This is a genomic window from Escherichia sp. F1 (assembly GCF_046764225.1).
GTDB classification, from domain to species: domain Bacteria; phylum Pseudomonadota; class Gammaproteobacteria; order Enterobacterales; family Enterobacteriaceae; genus Escherichia; species Escherichia coli.
The window spans coordinates 3,006,665-3,027,236 of record NZ_CP177202.1; the positions used below are offsets into that span (position 1 = coordinate 3,006,665).

13 protein-coding genes and 1 pseudogene are annotated in these 20,572 nt (G+C 50.8%); 7 read left to right on the forward strand and 7 right to left on the reverse strand.

From position 1 onward, the window contains the following. The first annotated feature begins 361 nt into the window (after nt 1–361). From pgaA to pgaD, 4 genes and pseudogenes are all read left to right on the forward strand, one after another. Nucleotides 362–2,784: pseudogene (gene pgaA / locus ACK8NJ_RS14720) on the forward strand (poly-beta-1,6 N-acetyl-D-glucosamine export porin PgaA). Between the two features lie 8 nt (nt 2,785–2,792). Next, the gene (gene pgaB / locus ACK8NJ_RS14725; protein ID WP_411961744.1) at nt 2,793–4,811 is read left to right on the forward strand and encodes a poly-beta-1,6-N-acetyl-D-glucosamine N-deacetylase PgaB; all 2,019 of its coding nucleotides are present in this window, start codon (nt 2,793–2,795) and stop codon (nt 4,809–4,811) included. After that, entirely contained in the window at nt 4,804–6,129 is a 1,326-nt protein-coding gene (pgaC, locus tag ACK8NJ_RS14730; RefSeq protein ID WP_000610446.1) for a poly-beta-1,6-N-acetyl-D-glucosamine synthase, read from the forward strand. Before pgaB ends, pgaC begins: the two co-directional genes overlap by 8 nt. Before the next feature lies 1 nt (nt 6,130). After that, entirely contained in the window at nt 6,131–6,544 is a 414-nt protein-coding gene (gene pgaD / locus ACK8NJ_RS14735) for a poly-beta-1,6-N-acetyl-D-glucosamine biosynthesis protein PgaD (RefSeq protein ID WP_001061095.1), read from the forward strand. A 49-nt stretch (nt 6,545–6,593) separates the two neighbouring features. Here the strand turns inward: pgaD and phoH are convergent, their stop codons facing one another. The 6 genes from phoH to ACK8NJ_RS14765 all read right to left on the reverse strand — a co-directional run bounded on the left by phoH (nt 6,594) and on the right by ACK8NJ_RS14765 (nt 13,802). Further along, nucleotides 6,594–7,382 (reverse strand): phosphate starvation-inducible protein PhoH, encoded by a 789-nt coding sequence (gene phoH, locus ACK8NJ_RS14740; RefSeq protein ID WP_000533536.1) that lies wholly within the window; start codon nt 7,380–7,382, stop codon nt 6,594–6,596. Between the two features lie 597 nt (nt 7,383–7,979). Continuing rightward, nucleotides 7,980–9,251: an iron uptake transporter deferrochelatase/peroxidase subunit gene (gene efeB, locus ACK8NJ_RS14745; protein ID WP_411961745.1), complete on the reverse strand. Its 1,272-nt coding sequence runs from the start codon at nt 9,249–9,251 to the stop codon at nt 7,980–7,982. 5 nt (nt 9,252–9,256) lie between these two features. Continuing rightward, entirely contained in the window at nt 9,257–10,384 is a 1,128-nt protein-coding gene (gene efeO / locus ACK8NJ_RS14750; protein ID WP_000154395.1) for an iron uptake system protein EfeO, read from the reverse strand. 57 nt (nt 10,385–10,441) lie between these two features. Next, nucleotides 10,442–11,272, reverse strand: a complete 831-nt coding sequence (gene efeU / locus ACK8NJ_RS14755) for an iron uptake transporter permease EfeU (RefSeq protein WP_000497942.1) — start codon at nt 11,270–11,272, stop codon at nt 10,442–10,444. Nucleotides 11,273–11,925: 653 nt separating this feature from the next. Further along, nucleotides 11,926–13,434: a sodium/proline symporter PutP gene (putP, locus tag ACK8NJ_RS14760; protein ID WP_001018496.1), complete on the reverse strand. Its 1,509-nt coding sequence runs from the start codon at nt 13,432–13,434 to the stop codon at nt 11,926–11,928. 158 nt (nt 13,435–13,592) lie between these two features. Next, the gene (locus ACK8NJ_RS14765) at nt 13,593–13,802 is read right to left on the reverse strand and encodes a hypothetical protein (RefSeq protein WP_000979516.1); all 210 of its coding nucleotides are present in this window, start codon (nt 13,800–13,802) and stop codon (nt 13,593–13,595) included. 54 nt (nt 13,803–13,856) lie between these two features. Here ACK8NJ_RS14765 and putA point away from each other — a divergent pair, with 54 nt between their 5' ends. Further along, nucleotides 13,857–17,819, forward strand: a complete 3,963-nt coding sequence (gene putA / locus ACK8NJ_RS14770) for a trifunctional transcriptional regulator/proline dehydrogenase/L-glutamate gamma-semialdehyde dehydrogenase (RefSeq protein WP_411961746.1) — start codon at nt 13,857–13,859, stop codon at nt 17,817–17,819. A 39-nt stretch (nt 17,820–17,858) separates the two neighbouring features. On the opposite strand, the gene rutR is transcribed toward putA, so the two are convergent. Beyond that, nucleotides 17,859–18,497 (reverse strand): HTH-type transcriptional regulator RutR, encoded by a 639-nt coding sequence (gene rutR, locus ACK8NJ_RS14775; protein WP_000191701.1) that lies wholly within the window; start codon nt 18,495–18,497, stop codon nt 17,859–17,861. A 287-nt stretch (nt 18,498–18,784) separates the two neighbouring features. Here rutR and rutA point away from each other — a divergent pair, with 287 nt between their 5' ends. After that, nucleotides 18,785–19,876: a pyrimidine utilization protein A gene (rutA, locus tag ACK8NJ_RS14780; protein WP_001313729.1), complete on the forward strand. Its 1,092-nt coding sequence runs from the start codon at nt 18,785–18,787 to the stop codon at nt 19,874–19,876. After that, a complete protein-coding gene (rutB, locus tag ACK8NJ_RS14785) occupies nt 19,876–20,568 on the forward strand; it encodes a peroxyureidoacrylate/ureidoacrylate amidohydrolase RutB (protein ID WP_001446784.1) in 693 nt (230 codons plus the stop codon). Before rutA ends, rutB begins: the two co-directional genes overlap by 1 nt. Nucleotides 20,569–20,572 lie beyond the last annotated feature (4 nt).

Here is a 20,572-nt window from a genome sequence, read left to right on the forward strand (position 1 = left end):
TTAGGAATAACAATTGAATCCGTGAGTACAGTAACGCTGCACTTCATCAGGACTTTCGAAAAATCCGATATCATGCATCGGAATTTACTGATTTAATTATTTTAATCCTAATTTATTTTGAAAAAGGCATTGGGATTTATGCCGTATTCCTGAAGTTCCTCATCATTGGAATGGATTTTCAGGCGAGAAAAGGATTTTATATGGATACTCTACTCATCATTTCTTCTTCTCATCATCAACAATTCACGTCTCTCTTCCGCGTTTAATAACGGATTATGATGTGCAAAAAAAATATCTTTCGTTTCAGTTACCTGTAATTAGATACAGAGAGAGATTTTGGCAATACATGGAGTAATACAGGATGTATTCAAGTAGCAGAAAAAGGTGCCCGAAAACCAAATGGGCTTTGAAAATTCTTACTGCCGCATTTTTAGCAGCGAGTCCCGCGGCGAAGAGTGCTGCTAATAATGCCTATGATGCATTGATTATCGAAGCTCGCAAGGGAAATACTCAGCCAGCTTTGTTATGGTTTGCACAAAAATCAGCACTCAGTAATAACCAAATTGCTGACTGGTTACAGATTGCCTTATGGGCCGGGCAGATAAACAGGTTATTACCGTTTACAACCGCTACCGTCATCAGCAATTACCAGCGCGTGGTTATGCAGCTGTCGCCGTCGCTTATCGTAACCTGCAACAATGGCAAAACTCGCTTACACTGTGGCAAAAGGCACTCTCTCTGGAGTCGCAAAATAAGGATTATCAACGGGGACAAATTTTAACCCTGGCAGATGCGGGTCACTATGATTCTGCGCTGGTTAAACTTAAGCAGCTTAACTCTGGAGCACCGGACAAAGCTAATTTACTCGCAGAAGCCTATATCTATAAACTGGCGGGGCGGCATGAGGATGAATTACGGGCGATGACAGGGTCATTACCTGAAAATGCCTTAACGCAACAATATCCCACAGAATACGTGCAGGCATTACGGAATAATCAACTTGCTGCCGCGATTGACGATGCCAATTTAACGCCAGATATTCGCGCTGATATTCATGCCGAACTGGTCAGACTGTCGTTTATGCCTACGCGCAGTGAAAGTGAACGTTATGCCATTGCCGATCGCGCCCTCGCCCAATACGCTGCATTAGAAATTCTGTGGCATGATAACCCTGACCGCACTGCCCAGTACCAGCGTATTCAGGTTGATCATCTTGGCGCGTTATTAACTCGCGATCGTTATAAAGACGTTATTTCTCACTATCAGCGTTTAAAAAAGACGGGGCAAATTATTCCGCCCTGGGCGCAATATTGGGTTGCGTCGGCTTATCTCAAAGAACATCAGCCAAAAAAAGCACAGTCAATAATGACAGAGCTCTTTTATCACAAGGAGACCATTGCCCCGGATTTATCCGATGAAGAACTTGCGGATCTCTTTTACAGCCACCTGGAGAGTGAAAATTATCCCGGCGCGCTAACTGTCACCCAACATACCATTAATACTTCGCCGCCTTTCCTTCGGTTAATGGGCACGCCTACGAGCATCCCGAATGATACCTGGTTACAGGGGCATTCGTTTCTCTCAACCGTAGCAAAATATAGTAATGATCTTCCTCAGGCTGAAATGACAGCCAGAGAGCTTGCTTATAACGCACCAGGAAATCAGGGACTGCGCATTGATTACGCGAGTGTGTTACAAGCCCGCGGTTGGCCTCGTGCGGCAGAAAATGAATTAAAAAAAGCAGAAGTGATCGAGCCACGTAATATTAATCTGGAGGTTGAACAAGCCTGGACAGCATTAACGTTACAAGAATGGCAGCAGGCAGCGGTCTTAACGCACGATGTTGTCGAACGTGAACCGCAAGATCCCGGCGTTGTACGTTTAAAACGTGCGGTTGATGTACATAATCTTGCAGAGCTTCGTATCGCTGGCTCAACAGGAATTGATGCCGAAGGTCCGGATAGTGGCAAACATGATGTCGACTTAACCACCATCGTTTATTCACCACCGCTGAATGATAACTGGCGCGGTTTTGCTGGATTCGGTTATGCCGATGGACAATTTAGCGAAGGAAAAGGGATTATTCGCGACTGGCTTGCGGGTGTTGAGTGGCGGTCACGTAATATCTGGCTTGAGGCGGAGTACACCGAACGCTTTTTCAATCATGAGCATAAACCCGGCGCGCGCCTGTCTGGCTGGTATGATTTTAATGATAACTGGCGTATTGGTTCGCAACTGGAACGACTCTCTCACCGCGTTCCATTACGGGCAATGAAAAATGGTGTTACAGGCAACAGTGCACAGGCTTATGTTCGCTGGTATCAAAATGAGCGGCGTAAGTACGGTGTCTCTTGGGCTTTCACTGATTTTTCTGACAGTAATCAGCGTCATGAAGTCTCACTTGAGGGTCAGGAACGCATCTGGTCTTCACCATATTTGATTGTCGATTTCCTCCCCAATCTGTATTACGAACAAAATACAGAACACGACACTCCATACTACAACCCTATAAAAACGTTCGATATTGTTCCGGCATTTGAGGCAAGTCATTTGTTATGGCGTAGCTATGAAAATAGCTGGGAGCAAATCTTCAGCGCAGGTGTTGGTGCCTCCTGGCAAAAACATTATGGCACGGATGTCGTCACCCAACTCGGCTACGGGCAACGCATTAGCTGGAATGACGTGATTGATGCTGGCGCAACGCTACGCTGGGAAAAACGACCTTATGACGGTGACAGAGAACACAACTTATACGTTGAATTCGATATGACATTCAGATTTTAAGGATAAATATGTTACGTAATGGAAATAAATATCTCCTGATGCTGGTGAGTATAATTATGCTCACTGCGTGCATTAGCCAGTCAAGAACATCATTTATACCGCCACAGGATCGCGAATCTTTACTCGCCGAGCAACCGTGGCCGCATAATGGTTTTGTGGCGATTTCATGGCATAACGTTGAAGACGAAGCTGCCGACCAGCGTTTTATGTCAGTGCGGACATCAGCACTGCGTGAACAATTTGCCTGGCTGCGCGAGAACGGTTATCAACCGGTCAGTATTGCTCAAATTCGTGAAGCACATCAAGGAGGAAAGCCGCTACCGGAAAAAGCAGTAGTGCTAACTTTTGATGACGGCTACCAGAGTTTTTATACCCGCGTCTTCCCAATTCTTCAGGCCTTCCAGTGGCCTGCTGTATGGGCCCCCGTCGGCAGTTGGGTCGATACGCCAGCGGATGAACAAGTAAAATTTGGCGATGAGATGGTCGATCGAGAATATTTTGCCACGTGGCAACAAGTGCGAGAAGTTGCGCGTTCCCGGCTCGTTGAGGTCGCTTCTCATACATGGAATTCTCACTACGGTATTCAGGCTAATGCCACCGGCAGCTTATTGCCTGTATATGTAAATCGTGCATATTTTACTGACCACGCACGGTATGAAACCGCAGCAGAATACCGGGAAAGAATTCGTCTGGATGCTGTAAAAATGACGGAATACCTGCGTACAAAGGCTAAGGTAAATCCACACGTTTTTGTTTGGCCTTATGGCGAAGCGAATGGCATAGCGATAGAGGAATTAAAAAAACTCGGTTATGACATGTTCTTCACCCTTGAATCAGGTTTGGCAAATGCGTCACAATTGGATTCCATTCCGCGAGTATTAATCGCCAATAATCCCTCATTAAAAGAGTTTGCCCAGCAAATTATTACCGTACAGGAAAAATCACCACAACGGATAATGCATATCGATCTTGATTACGTTTATGACGAAAACCGCCAGCAAATGGATCGCAATATTGATGTGCTAATTCAGCGGGTGAAAGATATGCAAATATCAACCGTGTATTTGCAGGCATTTGCTGATCCCGATGGTGATGGGCTGGTCAAAGAGGTCTGGTTTCCAAATCGTTTGCTACCAATGAAAGCAGATATTTTTAGTCGGGTTGCCTGGCAATTACGTACCCGCTCAGGTGTAAACATCTATGCGTGGATGCCGGTATTAAGCTGGGATTTAGATCCCACATTAACGCGAGTAAAATACTTACCGACTGGGGAGAAAAAAGCACAAATTCATCCTGAACAATATCGCCGTCTCTCTCCTTTCGATGACAGAGTCAGAGCACAAGTTGGCATGTTATATGAAGATCTTGCCGGACATGCTGCTTTTGATGGCATATTGTTCCACGATGATGCTTTGCTTTCAGATTATGAAGATGCCAGTGCACCGGCTATCACGGCTTATCAGCAAGCAGGCTTTAGCGGGAGTCTGAGCGAAATTCGACAAAACCCGGAGCAATTTAAACAGTGGACCCGCTTTAAAAGTCGTGCGTTAACTGACTTCACTTTAGAACTTAGTGCGCGCGTAAAAGCCATTCGCGGTCCACATGTTAAAACTGCACGAAATATTTTTGCACTTCCGGTAATACAACCTGAAAGTGAAGCCTGGTTTGCACAGAATTATGCTGATTTCCTAAAAAGCTATGACTGGACCGCTATTATGGCTATGCCTTATATGGAAGGTGTCGCAGAAAAATCGGCTGACCAATGGTTAATACAATTGACCAATCAAATTAAAAACATCCCTCAGGCTAAAGACAAATCTATTTTAGAATTACAGGCACAAAACTGGCAGAAAAATGGTCAGCATCAGGCTATTTCTTCGCAACAACTCGCTCACTGGATGAGCCTATTACAACTGAATGGAGGGAAAAACTATGGTTATTATCCCGACAATTTTCTGCATAACCAACCTGAAATAGACGTTATTCGTCCTGAGTTTTCAACAGCCTGGTATCCGAAAAATGATTAATCGCATCGTATCGTTTTTTATATTATGTCTGGTGTTATGCATCCCCCTATGCGTAGCGTACTTTCACTCTGGTGAACTGATGATGAGGTTCGTTTTCTTCTGGCCGTTTTTTATGTCTATTATGTGGATTGTTGGCGGCGTCTATTTCTGGGTCTATCGTGAACGCCACTGGCCGTGGGGAGAAAACGCACCAGCCCCCCAGTTGAAAGATAATCCGTCTATCTCCATTATCATTCCCTGTTTTAATGAGGAGAAAAACGTTGAGGAAACCATACACGCCGCTTTAGCACAGCGTTATGAGAACATTGAAGTTATTGCCGTAAATGACGGTTCAACAGACAAAACCCGTGCCATCCTGGATCGCATGGCTGCACAAATTCCCCACCTGCGGGTCATTCATCTGGCGCAAAACCAGGGGAAAGCCATTGCGCTTAAAACCGGAGCTGCCGCGGCGAAAAGTGAATATCTGGTGTGCATTGATGGCGATGCGTTATTAGACCGCGATGCGGCGGCATATATTGTGGAACCGATGTTGTACAACCCGCGTGTGGGTGCCGTAACCGGTAATCCTCGTATTCGAACACGTTCTACCCTGGTGGGTAAAATTCAGGTTGGCGAGTATTCCTCAATTATTGGTTTGATCAAGCGAACCCAGCGTATCTATGGAAACGTATTTACCGTTTCCGGTGTTATTGCCGCATTTCGTCGCAGCGCCCTGGCAGAAGTGGGTTACTGGAGTGACGATATGATCACCGAAGATATTGATATTAGCTGGAAGCTGCAGTTGAATCAGTGGGCGATTTTTTATGAGCCACGGGCGCTGTGCTGGATATTAATGCCTGAAACGTTAAAAGGGCTGTGGAAACAGCGCCTGCGCTGGGCTCAGGGCGGTGCAGAAGTATTCCTCAAAAATATGACAAGGTTGTGGCGCAAAGAAAACTTTCGAATGTGGCCGCTGTTTTTTGAATACTGCCTGACGACAATATGGGCCTTCACTTGCCTGGTCGGTTTCATTATTTACGCAGTCCAACTTGCCGGTGTACCGTTAAATATTGAATTGACACATATCGCTGCGACACATACTGCCGGAATATTATTGTGTACGTTATGTTTACTGCAATTTATTGTCAGCCTGATGATCGAGAATCGCTATGAGCATAATCTGACTTCATCGCTTTTCTGGATTATTTGGTTCCCGGTTATTTTCTGGATGCTGAGTCTGGCAACGACATTGGTATCATTTACACGAGTCATGTTGATGCCTAAAAAGCAACGCGCCCGTTGGGTAAGTCCCGATCGCGGGATTCTGAGAGGTTAATATGAACAATTTAATTATTACGACCCGACAATCGCCAGTACGTTTACTGGTTGATTATGTTGCCACAACCATCTTATGGACATTATTTGCTTTGTTCATATTCTTATTCGCCATGGATCTGCTGACGGGTTATTACTGGCAAAGCGAGGCCAGAAGCCGACTTCAGTTCTATTTTTTGCTGGCAGTGGCGAATGCCGTCGTGTTAATTGTCTGGGCGCTGTACAATAAGCTACGTTTTCAAAAACAGCAGCATCATGCAGCCTACCAATATACGCCGCAAGAATATGCTGAGAGCTTAGCAATACCTGATGAGCTCTATCAGCAACTACAAAAAAGCCACAGGATGAGCGTACACTTCACCAGCCAGGGGCAAATAAAAATGGTGGTTTCAGAAAAAGCGCTAGTCCGGGCGTAAACACCCAAAACAAAGCCCGGTTCGCCCGGGCTCTGCGCCGATAATACACTTAACTGTATGCATGTAGCGTACGTTGGCAAAGTGCCGAACGTACGCAATCCTCTTTACCGAATCGGACGATCCCGACCATTTCATCTTCTTCGAAACGTTCCAGCGCGTCACTTAATCCGGAGCGCACGCCGCGAGGCAAATCGCATTGCGTGATATCACCGTTGACGATAACCGTCACGTTCTCCCCGAGGCGGGTTAAAAACATTTTCATTTGCGCGGCAGTCACATTCTGCGCCTCGTCAAGAATGACGACTGCATTTTCAAAGGTACGTCCACGCATATAGGCGAACGGCGCAATTTCCACCTTCCCTATTTCCGGTCGCAGGCAGTACTGCATAAAGGAAGCCCCTAAGCGCCGAACCAGCACGTCGTAGACCGGGCGAAAATAGGGAGCAAACTTTTCTGCGATATCACCAGGTAAGAAGCCAAGATCTTCATCGGCTTGCAGAACTGGACGGGTGACGATAATCCTGTCGACATCCTTATGTATCAGGGCCTCTGCCGCTTTTGCTGCGCTGATCCAGGTTTTTCCGCACCCGGCTTCGCCCGTGGCAAATATCAGCTGCTTACTCTCAATAGCCTTCAGATAGTGCAATTGCGCTTCATTTCGCGCGAGGATGGGCGAGGTATCGCGACTGTCGCGGGCCATACCAATGGCTTCTACGCCGCTCATCTGCACAAGCGAGGTGACCGATTCTTCTTCACGCTGCTTATGGCTGCGCGAATCCCGTCTCAGCACACGTTTTGCCTCGCGACGAGCTTTGATCACTGCTTTTTGTCTTCCCATGGAGAGCACCTTGAGTTGTTTGTATTCATCACACGCGCCGTTGGCAGCGCGATTATGCGCACGAACATCAGAGGGTTGGCTTCCTTGTAAGCCATAGTTTGCTTTTGGATAAAATGCCGAAAAACGGCTACGCACACCGTTTGCGGCGTCGGTAACACGAGTAAAGAGAGGAAGTGAGAAAAATACAGAGTGACGAAGTTGCTACCGGAGGAGAAATCTCCGCAAGTGGTGGAGCGTTGCTTAACAAAACATTGTCCAGAACAGGACGTTACCATCCGCGATCTCCATAGTGACTGACTATCACTGCCGGGAACTTCCGCTGCTACTTAATAATTACAACAGATCTCGCATTCATTGCAACAATATATTCACTTATATTTAACGACAAACACCCATTTCGGTGACATTAGTTTCTACTGGAAAGATGACAGAGTGATGACAGAGATGAAAAAAGCTGTGTGCTTTCAGCAGGATTCGCAGTACTGGTAAAAGCTTGCCGGATGCGGCGTGAACGCCTTACCCGACCTACAAGTGATTAATAATTTGTGCACCAAACTCATGCCCGATAAACCTGCGCATCGGGCATATTTGCGTCGTTCAAACCTGTAATAGCGCCCTTCCAAGATAATCGTTCGTGTCCTTCACCCCCGGCAGCGCAAAAAAATAACCGCCGCCGATAGGTTTAACGTATTCCTCCAGCGCTTCGCCATTGAGCCTTTTTTGTACTGTCAGGAAGCCTTTTTCCAGATCGTGTTGGTAACAGACAAACAGTAGCCCCATATCCAGTTGTCCGGAGTTGGTGACGCCCAACGAATAACTGTAGCCACGACGCAGCATCAGACTTGACTCACTCTCTGGCGTGCGGGGATTCGCCAGCCGGATATGGCTGTCCAGCGCGATCACCTTCCCTTCCGGATCGCTGGCGTAATCGGGAACATCATGCTCATGCTGCATTCCCAGCGGCGCACCGGTTTGTTTGTCGCGACCAAAAATCGTCTGCTGTTCTTTCAGTGGCGTTCTGTCCCAAAACTCCACCCGAAACTGAATCAACCGCACCGCCTGGTAGCTGCCGCCGATTGTCCACGCAGGCTCCTGCTGATCTGCCGTCACCCACACCACTTGTTGCATCAACTTATCATTCTGGCTATCGGGATTGGCAGTGCCGTCTTTGAAACCCAGCAAATTTATCGGCGTCTCTTTGCCTTTACTACGCGCCGCGTGATCGGAAATAAACCCTTCCCGCTTCCAGCGCACACTGAGCAAATCCGGCGTGTGTTTGATGATATCGCGCAGCGCATGGATCACCGTATCCTGGGTGTTGGCGCAAATTTGTAGCAACACATCACCATGACATAATGCTGCATCAAGCGAGTCGTTGGGGAAACGCGTCATCTTCTGCAACTTTTTCGGCATCTGTGGCGCAAGACCAAACCGTTCATCAAACAACGAGTGACCCACCGATAACGTGATGGTGAGATTATCGGGCGCAATGTAGCCGCCAAGAATGCCGGAATCGAGTGGTGGCAGGCGCGGATTTGGCGTTTCTGGTGCCGCTCCGCCCTGAGTCAGAAAAGCAAAACGCTGAGTCAACAAGCGAAACAACCGTTCAAGATCGGCTTTATCGCTGGCAAGCACATCAAACGCCACCAGCATCATTGCAGCCTGTTGTGGTGTCAGGATCCCTGCCTGATGCTCACCATAAAACGGCTGTTTCTCATTGCGTGCATCCGGTGAAAGCGTACCCGGCGTACTTTGCGTTTTTTGTGCATGAGCGACCGGACAACTTCCCGCCAGCGCCAGTGCACCAATCCCTTTCAGTAAACGTCGGCGTGACGGTTCATTCACGCCGTTTTCATCTTTATACTGCATAACGTTTAATCCAGTCCCAGCACACCGCGAAGTTGCGCCAGATCTTCCGCCAGCGCAGTAATCGGTCCTTTCAGTGCATTCCGGTCGGCATCGGTCAATTTGTCGTAGGTTTCAAAACCGTCTTTAGTACGGTATTTCGCCAGAATGGTATCGACCTTTTTGAAATTGGCATCGACTTTTGCCAGCAGTTCCGGGTTGGCCTTTTGCAGTTGTGGACGCAGCAGATCGACTATTTTCTGCGAGCCTTCAACGTTAGCCTGGAAATCCCACAGATCGGTGTGGCTGTAGCGATCTTCTTCACCGCTGATTTTGCTGGCTGCCACTTCCTCAATCAGTCCGGCTGCGCCGCCGACCACTTTTGACGGAGGGAAAGCCAGTTCACTGATGCGTTTTTGCAAATCGACCACATCGGTATAAAGCTGGTCGGCATACTTATCCATCCCTTTAGTGGTGTTATCGCCAAACAATGCTTTTTCCAGACGGTGGAAACCGGTGAATTTTGGATCGGCGGCTTTTTGCTCGTAATCATCTTCACGGGCGTCAATGCTACCATCCAGATCGGAGAACAGTTCAGCAATCGGTTCAATGCGCTCATAGTGCTGGCGCGTCGGCGCATACAGTGCTTTCGCTTTTTCGATATCGCCTGCTTTAATCGCGTCGGTAAAGGCTTTGGTGTCGGTCACCAGCTGTGTGGTTTCCGCCATGACATACGCTTTATATGCAGTAATTGCACCACCAAGACTTAACAGCGCATCACTTTGCGCCGCATCCGCCGTTGCCTCACCTTTGACGATCAACTTCCCTTTCGGGTTAGTCAGCAGACCGCAGGTCATATCGTATTCGCCAGGCTGTAAATTCGCCGTCATTTTCTGGCTAAAACCAGGGGCGATATTTTCCCGCTCTTCCACCACCATCACGCCTTTGAGGATCTCCCACTCCAGCGCCTTCTGGCTGTGGTTCTGAATAATGAACTGTGTTTTCCCGGCGTTAACCGTAATGGTCATCGGTTCGCACTGCTTATCCGTCACGGTCACTTTGACCTGCGGCACATCAGCGGCGTTAGCCATAAAAGCAGAAGAAAACAGCGCAGCCACGCTCAACTGCAATGCGTTACGGCGGAAGTTAATGGTCATGACGAGACTATCCCTTTAAAGTATGTTGTAACTAAGCAAGAGTTTGCGTCGTATTTGTTACGCGGAGCGAGACGCTGTCGCCCCTGCGCGTGGTGGCAGAGCAAATGCCACCAGCGCCGGGATGAGATAAATAAACCAGACGGCGACTTCGCTGACACTTGGCGCTTCCTGATAGCCAAAAATCCCTTCCATCAGCGTGCCAAACAGCGAGTGAGTTGAGAGCACCGCACTCATATCGAAGGCGATTTCCTGAAAGTGGTTCCACAATCCGGCTTCATGAAATGCGCGAATGGCACCAGCCGCCAGCCCTGCGGCGACGAAGAGAATAAACAGGCTGGTCCATTTAAAAAATGCACCAAGATTGAGGCGAATACCGCCCCAGTAGAGCAGGAAGCCGAGCACCACGGCTGTAGCAAGACCGAGCATTGCACCCAGCGGCGGCCAGATCCCGACATCTTGTTGAAATGCCGCCAGCAGGAAAAAGACCGACTCCAGCCCCTCCCTTGCAACGGCAAAAAAGACCATCATCACCAGCGCCCAGCCATGATGATTTCCACGCTGCAATGCGCTATCGACTGCCTGCTCCAGTTGTACTTTGACGTTGCGCGACACTTTGCGCATCCAGAAAACCATCCAGGTAAGGATCACCACGGCGATCACCGCCACGATACCTTCAAACAGTTCCTGTTCTTTTTGCGGAAATTCGCCGGTGGTTTCGTTAATGAAGATACCCAAGCCCAGGCACAACGCAGCGGCAAGCAACACGCCAATCCACATCACACCAATCCATCGGCCTCGCTGGGTACGCTTAAGATAGCTGGCGATCAAACTGACAATCAGCGCGGCTTCAAGTCCTTCGCGCAACATAATGAGAAATGGAACAAACATGCCACCCACCCTTAAACGTTTTTCTGAGTCAATCTATGCAAAGAAAAGTAAATCGCAGTGATAGCGATTATCATTACGGCAAAGAAAAATACAAGCGGAATGTTTATAAAATGATGTTGGAATGTAAACAAAGAGAGGTAATGGCAGGGGATATAAACGATTATTCCAGGTACAAAGATGGGATTGTTTACAACGAGCCATGTGTTCTTGCCAGATGCCGCGTAAACGCCTTATCCAGCCGACAAAACTGTCCAGACTCAATGCATCAGAGCTTCCATGTAAAACTGATAAGCGGGTGTATCAAGCAATTTCGTCCATCCGCGATTATCAAATCTAACTTTTTGCCCGGAACATAATAACAGCTCGGGTGTTGGTGGCGTCAAAGTCGCTGAAGCGTTCCCCGAAGGCCGGGGCAGCCCACATGGATGTGGGCTGAGGGCGCGTCTTACAGGACATTACCTCGCGCCCGACCCGGTAGCCGAAGGGGATAAGCTGAAGGTACCGCGCAGCGGCGATTTTGTTCGCCAGAGCCCGGGGTGCAGGGGGTGGCGGCGATTGGCCGCCCCCTGCACCATTCAATTTATATGGCGAGGCACATTAAGGGAGCGCAACCCGCTGCTGAAGCCAAACAAAACCGCCGCAGGCTAAGTCCCTTAGCTTTCCTGCAACCGTGACGGCGGAGCCGAATGATAGTGCGCATCGGCCTCGGCAAAGCGTTTTTGCATCGCCGCTGACGGCGCTTTACCCAGCAAACTAAACACTACAATCCCGATACTGCCGAAGATGAAGCCCGGAATAATTTCGTACAGACCCAGCCAGCCGAACTGCTTCCAGACGATAACCGTCAGCGCACCGATGATCATCCCCGCCAGCGCACCGTTGCGCGTCATGCGTGACCACATCACCGAGAACAGCACCACCGGACCAAACGCCGCGCCAAAGCCTGCCCACGCGTAGCTCACTAAGCCCAGCACGCGGTTTTCCGGGTTTGCCGCCAGCGCAATCGCCACCAGCGCCACCACCAGCACCATCACACGCCCTACCCACACCAGCTCTTTCTGGCTGGCCTGTTTACGCAGAAACGCTTTGTATAAATCTTCGGTAATCGCGCTGGAACATACCAGCAGCTGGCAACTTAAGGTTGACATTACCGCCGCCAGAATCGCCGACAGCAAAATCCCGGCAATCCACGGGTTAAACAGAATTTGCGCCAGTTCGATAAACACGCGCTCGGCGTTCTGGTTTACCGCACCTGCTACCGCCGGGTGCTCATTAAAGTAAGCAATACCAAAGAAGCCGACAGCCACCGCCCCTGCCAGGCAGAGGATCATCCAGGTCATACTGATACGACGCGCATGGACGATACTGTGGTGAGAATCCGCCGCCATAAAACGCGCCAGGATGTGCGGCTGCCCGAAATAACCCAGTCCCCAGCCCATCAGCGAGATAATGGCAACAAAGTTCAGCCCTTTGAGCATATCCACGTTTTCGATGCTCTTTTGTTTGATTACTTCCAGCGAGTCACCAAAGCCACCGACACTGATAATGACGATAACCGGCGTCAGGATCAGGGCAAAAATCATCAGGCTGGCCTGTACAGTGTCAGTCCAGCTCACCGCGAGGAAACCGCCAATAAAGGTGTAAAGGATCGTCGCCGCAGCGCCCGCCCACAGAGCCGTTTCGTAGCTCATGCCAAAGGTACTTTCAAACAGACGCGCGCCTGCCACGATGCCCGAAGCGCAATAAATGGTGAAGAACAGCAAAATCACCAGCGCGGAGATAATGCGCAAAATACGGCTTTTATCTTCAAAGCGCCCGGTGAAATAATCCGGCAATGTTAAGGCGTTATTGTTGTATTCGGTATGCACACGCAACCGCCCGGCCACCAGCTTCCAGTTGATCCACGCGCCTAATGTCAGGCCAATGGCGATCCAGCTTTCGGAAATCCCGGAAAGAAAAACAGCGCCCGGCAACCCCATTAACAGCCAGCCGCTCATATCCGATGCACCCGCCGATAATGCCGTCACGAATGGCCCAAGGCTACGACCGCCCAGAATATAGTCGTCGAAGTTTTTCGTTGATCGCCAGGCGATAAACCCAATCAATATCATGCCAAAGATATAGACACAAAATGTCACCAACATCGGTGTGCTAATAGCCATCTAAAGTCTCCAAAAAATTATTATCGGCAATGTCGAAACTTGCCGTTATATCTGCCACCGGAACGGGGTAACAGAGTTTATGTTTTACCAGGGCGACCGTATCCTGCCGGAAGCGCTGGTTATTCACAATCGATTTAACACACCATTTACATTAAATTTTAGTGCTCAGCGACACTATTTTTCATCAGGTTGCACTCTCTCACATTTTTTGCGGTTGCACCTTTCAAAAATGTTAACTGCCGCAGAGAAAAAGTCTGAGTTATTTTTTTAATCCCTGTCATATCGATTTCTTTTATTAACATTTCATTCATTTTTAAGCTTGCTACGCAGGTCACATTTAACATGGTTGCACAAAGTTGCAACATCATGGATATTTCACGATAACGTTAAGTTGCACCTTTCAGAACAACAGGAGTAATGGCATGGGAACCACCACCATGGGGGTTAAGCTGGACGACGCGACGCGTGAGCGTATTAAGTCTGCCGCGACACGTATCGATCGCACACCACACTGGTTAATTAAGCAGGCGATTTTTTCTTATCTCGAACAACTGGAAAACAGCGATACTCTGCCGGAGCTGCCTGCGCTGCTTTCTGGCGCTGCCAATGAGAGCGATGAAGCACCGGCTCCGGCAGAGGAACCACACCAGCCTTTCCTCGACTTTGCCGAGCAAATTTTGCCCCAGTCGGTTTCCCGCGCCGCGATCACCGCTGCCTATCGCCGCCCGGAAACCGAAGCGGTTTCGATGCTGCTGGAACAAGCCCGCCTGCCGCAGCCAGTTGCTGAACAGGCGCATAAACTGGCATATCAACTGGCCGATAAACTGCGTAATCAAAAAAATGCCAGTGGTCGCGCAGGTATGGTCCAGGGGTTATTGCAGGAGTTTTCGCTGTCATCGCAGGAAGGCGTGGCGCTGATGTGTCTGGCAGAAGCGTTGTTGCGTATTCCCGACAAAGCCACCCGTGATGCGTTAATTCGCGACAAAATCAGCAACGGTAACTGGCAGTCACACATTGGTCGTAGCCCGTCGTTGTTTGTTAATGCCGCCACCTGGGGGCTGCTGTTTACTGGCAAACTGGTTTCCACCCATAACGAAGCCAGCCTCTCCCGCTCGCTGAACCGCATTATCGGTAAGAGCGGTGAACCGCTGATCCGCAAAGGTGTGGATATGGCGATGCGCCTGATGGGCGAGCAGTTCGTCACTGGCGAAACCATCGCGGAAGCGTTAGCCAATGCCCGCAAGCTGGAAGAGAAAGGTTTCCGTTACTCTTACGACATGCTGGGCGAAGCCGCGCTGACTGCCGCAGATGCACAGGCGTATATGGTTTCCTATCAGCAGGCGATTCACGCCATTGGTAAAGCGTCCAATGGTCGTGGCATCTATGAAGGTCCGGGCATTTCAATCAAGCTGTCGGCGCTGCATCCGCGTTACAGCCGCGCCCAGTATGATCGGGTAATGGAAGAGCTTTACCCGCGTCTAAAATCACTCACCCTGCTGGCGCGTCAGTACGATATTGGTATTAACATCGATGCCGAAGAGGCCGATCGTCTGGAGATCTCCCTCGATCTGCTGGAAAAACTCTGTTTCGAGCCGGAACTGGCAGGCTGGAACGGCATCGGTTTTGTTATTCAGGCTTATCAAAAACGCTGTCCGTTGGTGATTGATTATCTGATTGATCTCGCCACCCGCAGCCGTCGCCGTCTGATGATTCGCCTGGTGAAAGGCGCGTACTGGGATAGTGAAATCAAGCGTGCACAGATGGACGGCCTTGAAGGTTATCCGGTTTATACCCGCAAGGTGTATACCGACGTTTCATATCTCGCCTGTGCGAAAAAGCTGCTGGCGGTGCCGAATCTAATCTACCCGCAGTTCGCAACGCATAACGCCCATACGCTGGCGGCAATTTATCAACTGGCGGGTCAGAACTACTACCCGGGTCAGTACGAGTTCCAGTGCCTGCACGGTATGGGCGAGCCACTGTATGAGCAGGTCACCGGGAAAGTTGCCGACGGCAAACTTAACCGTCCGTGTCGTATTTATGCTCCTGTCGGTACCCATGAAACGCTGCTGGCGTATCTGGTGCGTCGCCTGCTGGAAAACGGTGCTAACACCTCGTTTGTTAACCGTATTGCCGACACCTCTTTGCCACTGGATGAACTGGTCGCCGATCCGGTCACTGCTGTAGAAAAACTGGCGCAACAGGAAGGGCAAACTGGATTACCGCATCCGAAAATTCCCCTGCCGCGCGATCTTTACGGTCACGGGCGCGACAACTCGGCAGGGCTGGATCTCGCTAACGAACACCGGCTGGCCTCGCTCTCTTCTGCCCTGCTCAATAGTGCACTGCAAAAATGGCAGGCCTTGCCAATGCTGGAACAACCGGTAGCGGCTGGTGAGATGTCGCCCGTTATTAACCCTGCGGAACCGAAAGATATTGTGGGCTATGTGCGTGAAGCCACGCCGCGTGAAGTAGAACTGGCGCTGGAAAGTGCGGTTAATAACGCGCCAATCTGGTTTGCCACGCCTCCGGCTGAACGCGCGGCGATTTTGCATCGCGCTGCCGTGCTGATGGAAAGCCAGATACAGCAACTGATTGGTATTCTAGTGCGTGAGGCCGGAAAAACCTTCAGTAACGCCATTGCCGAAGTGCGCGAAGCGGTCGATTTTCTCCACTACTACGCCGGACAGGTGCGGGATGATTTCGCTAACGAAACCCACCGTCCATTAGGGCCTGTGGTGTGTATCAGTCCGTGGAACTTCCCGCTGGCTATTTTCACCGGGCAGATCGCCGCCGCACTGGCGGCAGGTAACAGCGTGCTGGCAAAACCGGCAGAACAAACGCCGCTGATTGCCGCGCAAGGGATCGCAATTTTGCTGGAAGCGGGTGTACCGCCAGGCGTGGTGCAGTTGCTGCCAGGTCAGGGGGAAACCGTGGGCGCGCAACTGACGGGTGATGATCGCGTGCGCGGGGTGATGTTTACCGGTTCAACCGAAGTCGCTACGTTACTGCAACGCAATATCGCCAGCCGCCTGGACGCTCAGGGTCGCCCTATTCCGCTCATCGCGGAAACCGGCGGCATGAACGCGATGATTGTCGACTCCTCCGCCCTGACCGAACAAGTAGTAATAGATGTGCTGGCCTCAGCGTTCGACAGTGCGGGCCAGCGTTGTTCGGCACTGCGTGTGCTGTGCCTGCAAGATGAGATTGCCGACCACACGTTGAAAATGCTGCGCGGCGCAATGGCCGAATGCCGGATGGGTAATCCTGGTCGCCTGACCACCGATATCGGTCCGGTGATTGATAGCGAAGCGAAAGCCAATATTGAGCGTCATATTCAGACTATGCGTAGTAAAGGCCGTCCGGTGTTCCAGGCAGTGCGGGAAAACAGTGAAGATGCCCGTGAATGGCAAAGCGGCACCTTTGTCGCCCCGACGCTGATTGAACTGGATGACTTTGCCGAATTGCAAAAAGAGGTCTTTGGTCCGGTGCTGCATGTGGTGCGTTATAACCGTAACCAGCTGCCGGAGCTGATCGAGCAAATTAACGCTTCCGGTTATGGTCTGACGCTTGGCGTCCATACGCGCATTGATGAAACCATCGCCCAGGTCACTGGCTCGGCCCATGTCGGTAACCTGTACGTTAACCGTAATATGGTGGGCGCAGTGGTCGGGGTGCAGCCATTCGGCGGCGAAGGGTTGTCCGGCACCGGGCCGAAAGCAGGCGGTCCGCTCTATCTCTACCGTCTGCTGGCGAATCGCCCGGAAAGTGCACTGGCAGTGACGCTCGCGCGTCAGGATGCAGAGTATCCGGTCGATGCGCAGTTGAAAGCCGCATTGACTCAGCCGCTAAATGCACTGCGGGAATGGGCGGCAAACCGTCCAGAATTGCAGGCGTTATGTACGCAATATGGCGAGCTGGCGCAGGCAGGAACACAGCGATTGCTGCCAGGGCCGACGGGTGAACGCAACACCTGGACGCTGCTGCCGCGCGAGCGCGTGTTGTGTATTGCGGATGATGAGCAGGATGCGCTGACTCAGCTCGCCGCCGTGCTGGCGGTGGGCAGCCAGGTGCTGTGGCCGGATGACGCGCTGCATCGTCAGTTAGTGAAGGCATTGCCATCGGCAGTCAGCGAACGTATTCAACTGGCGAAAGCGGAAAATATAACCGCTCAACCCTTTGATGCGGTGATCTTCCACGGTGATTCGGATCAGCTTCGCGCATTGTGTGAAGCCGTTGCCGTGCGGGATGGCGCAATTGTTTCGGTGCAGGGTTTTGCCCGAGGCGAAAGCAATATCCTTCTGGAACGGCTGTATATCGAACGCTCGCTGAGTGTGAATACCGCTGCCGCTGGCGGTAACGCCAGTTTAATGACGATCGGTTAAACAGGTAGCCGGAGGATGTTACAACCTCCTCCGGCATCTTTAACGTGGTCGAATCCCCTCAATAATAATCCGCTGCACGTTTTCAACCGTTTGATTGAAAAATACCTCATCGCGCAACGTCGCGCCTGTCACCGCCTCCACCTGAGGGGCGAAATCGGCGTAATGTTGAGTGGAAGCCCAAATCATAAAAATCAAATGCTGCGGGTCAATCGGCGCGAGTTTGCCGCTTTTGACCCAACCGGCAATCAGCGCCGATTTCTCATCAATTAATGCCTTCAAATCGCCCGTCAGTTCATCCATTAACAACGGCGCGCCTGCCAGCATCTCCATACAAAACAGACGTGAAGCCTGCGGATAATCGCGTGAGACTTCCAGCTTCAGACGGATGTACTCTTTGATCGCCGCCAGCGGGGCGAAATCTTCACGAAACGCTTTTAACGGTGCCAGCCAGATATCGAGAATCTGCCGCAGTACGGCTATATACAGCGCCTCTTTTGACGGGAAGTAATACAGCAGATTGGTTTTTGAAACGCCTGCCAACTCTGCGATCTGCTCCAGCCTTGTGCCGTGAAAACCGAATTGCGAAAAAGTGTCCAGTGCTGCGCTAAGAATCGCTTTTTTCTTCGCGCTCACTGCGCGCGAACGTTTACCCGTTGTTTTCACTGCGCCTTGCGTCATGCGCTCTCCCCTCTTGTAGATTGGCAACAGGATAGCAAAACCCCTGCCCGGCCTCGACCTTCTGCACTTTCATCGCGCACGGATGCATGTTTTATGTGCAACTGTTTTGACCGTTTAGTCCACTTTTTTCCAGATATTTTAGACAACTTAACATTAACATATTAATAACATTCACTTTTTAAAAACTGGCATCCGCTTTGCAAACAAACCATTACGCGGCTGAAAAGGATATGCAGGATGCAGCGCCCCGTCTGACTTTCACTTTACGAGACGAAGAGAGGTTGATGATGAAAATTGGCGTATTCGTACCTATTGGCAACAACGGCTGGCTCATTTCGACCCACGCGCCGCAGTACATGCCGACCTTTGAACTGAATAAAGCCATTGTGCAAAAAGCGGAGCACTACCATTTCGACTTCGCCCTGTCGATGATCAAACTGCGTGGCTTTGGCGGCAAAACTGAGTTCTGGGATCACAACCTTGAGTCGTTCACCTTGATGGCGGGGCTGGCGGCCGTCACCTCGCGCATTCAGATTTACGCCACTGCCGCCACCTTAACGTTACCTCCGGCAATCGTCGCCCGTATGGCCGCAACCATTGACTCCATCTCTGGCGGGCGTTTTGGCGTCAACCTCGTGACTGGCTGGCAAAAGCCTGAGTATGAGCAGATGGGTATCTGGCCTGGCGATGACTATTTCTCCCGTCGTTACGACTATCTCACCGAATATGTTCAGGTGCTGCGCGACCTGTGGGGCTCGGGGAAAAGCGATTTTAAAGGCGATTTTTTCACTATGGATGATTGTCGCGTCAGTCCGCAACCGAGTGTCCCCATGAAAGTGATCTGCGCCGGGCAAAGCGACGCTGGCATGGCGTTCTCCGCCCGGTATGCCGATTTTAACTTCTGTTTCGGCAAAGGCGTAAATACACCTACGGCTTTCGCCCCGACCGCTGCGCGGATGAAACAGGCCGCAGAGCAAACCGGACGCGACGTTGGCTCTTATGTGTTGTTTATGGTGATTGCCGATGAAACCGACGATGCCGCTCGCGCCAAATGGGAACACTACAAAGCGGGCGCGGATGAAGAGGCGTTAAGCTGGCTAACCGAACAAAGTCAGAAAGATACCCGCTCCGGTACTGACACCAACGTCCGTCAGATGGCCGATCCCACTTCGGCGGTAAACATCAATATGGGGACGTTAGTCGGTTCTTACGCCAGTGTCGCGCGCATGTTAGATGAAGTCGCAAGCGTGCCTGGTGCCGAAGGCGTGCTGTTGACCTTCGATGATTTTCTGTCGGGAATCGAAACCTTCGGCGAGCGCATTCAACCACTGATGCAGTGCCGCGCCCATCTCCCTGCGCTGACTCAGGAGGTGGCATGATGACAATCTTAACCGCTCGACCGGAAGCCATTACCTTCGATCCGCAGCAAAGTGCGCTGATCGTGGTGGATATGCAAAACGCTTATGCCACGCCAGGCGGCTACTTAGATCTCGCCGGGTTTGATGTCTCAACCACTCGCCCGGTCATTGCCAACATTCAAACCGCCGTGACCGCAGCGCGAGCAGCAGGGATGCTGATCATCTGGTTTCAAAATGGCTGGGATGAACAGTATGTCGAGGCTGGCGGCCCCGGCTCACCGAATTTTCATAAATCGAACGCCCTGAAAACCATGCGTAAGCAGCCGCAGCTACAGGGGAAATTGCTGGCGAAAGGCTCCTGGGATTATCAACTGGTGGATGAACTGGTGCCGCAGCCTGGCGATATTGTGCTGCCTAAGCCGCGCTACAGCGGTTTCTTCAATACACCGCTGGACAGCATTTTGCGCAGCCGCGGAATACGCCATCTGGTTTTCACCGGTATCGCTACCAACGTCTGCGTCGAATCGACGCTACGCGACGGCTTTTTTCTGGAGTATTTCGGCGTGGTGCTGGAAGACGCAACACACCAGGCGGGGCCGGAATTTGCACAGAAGGCCGCGTTGTTCAATATCGAAACCTTTTTTGGCTGGGTCAGCGACGTCGAAACGTTCTGCGACGCACTTTCTCCCACGTCCTTTGCTCGTATCGCTTAAGGAG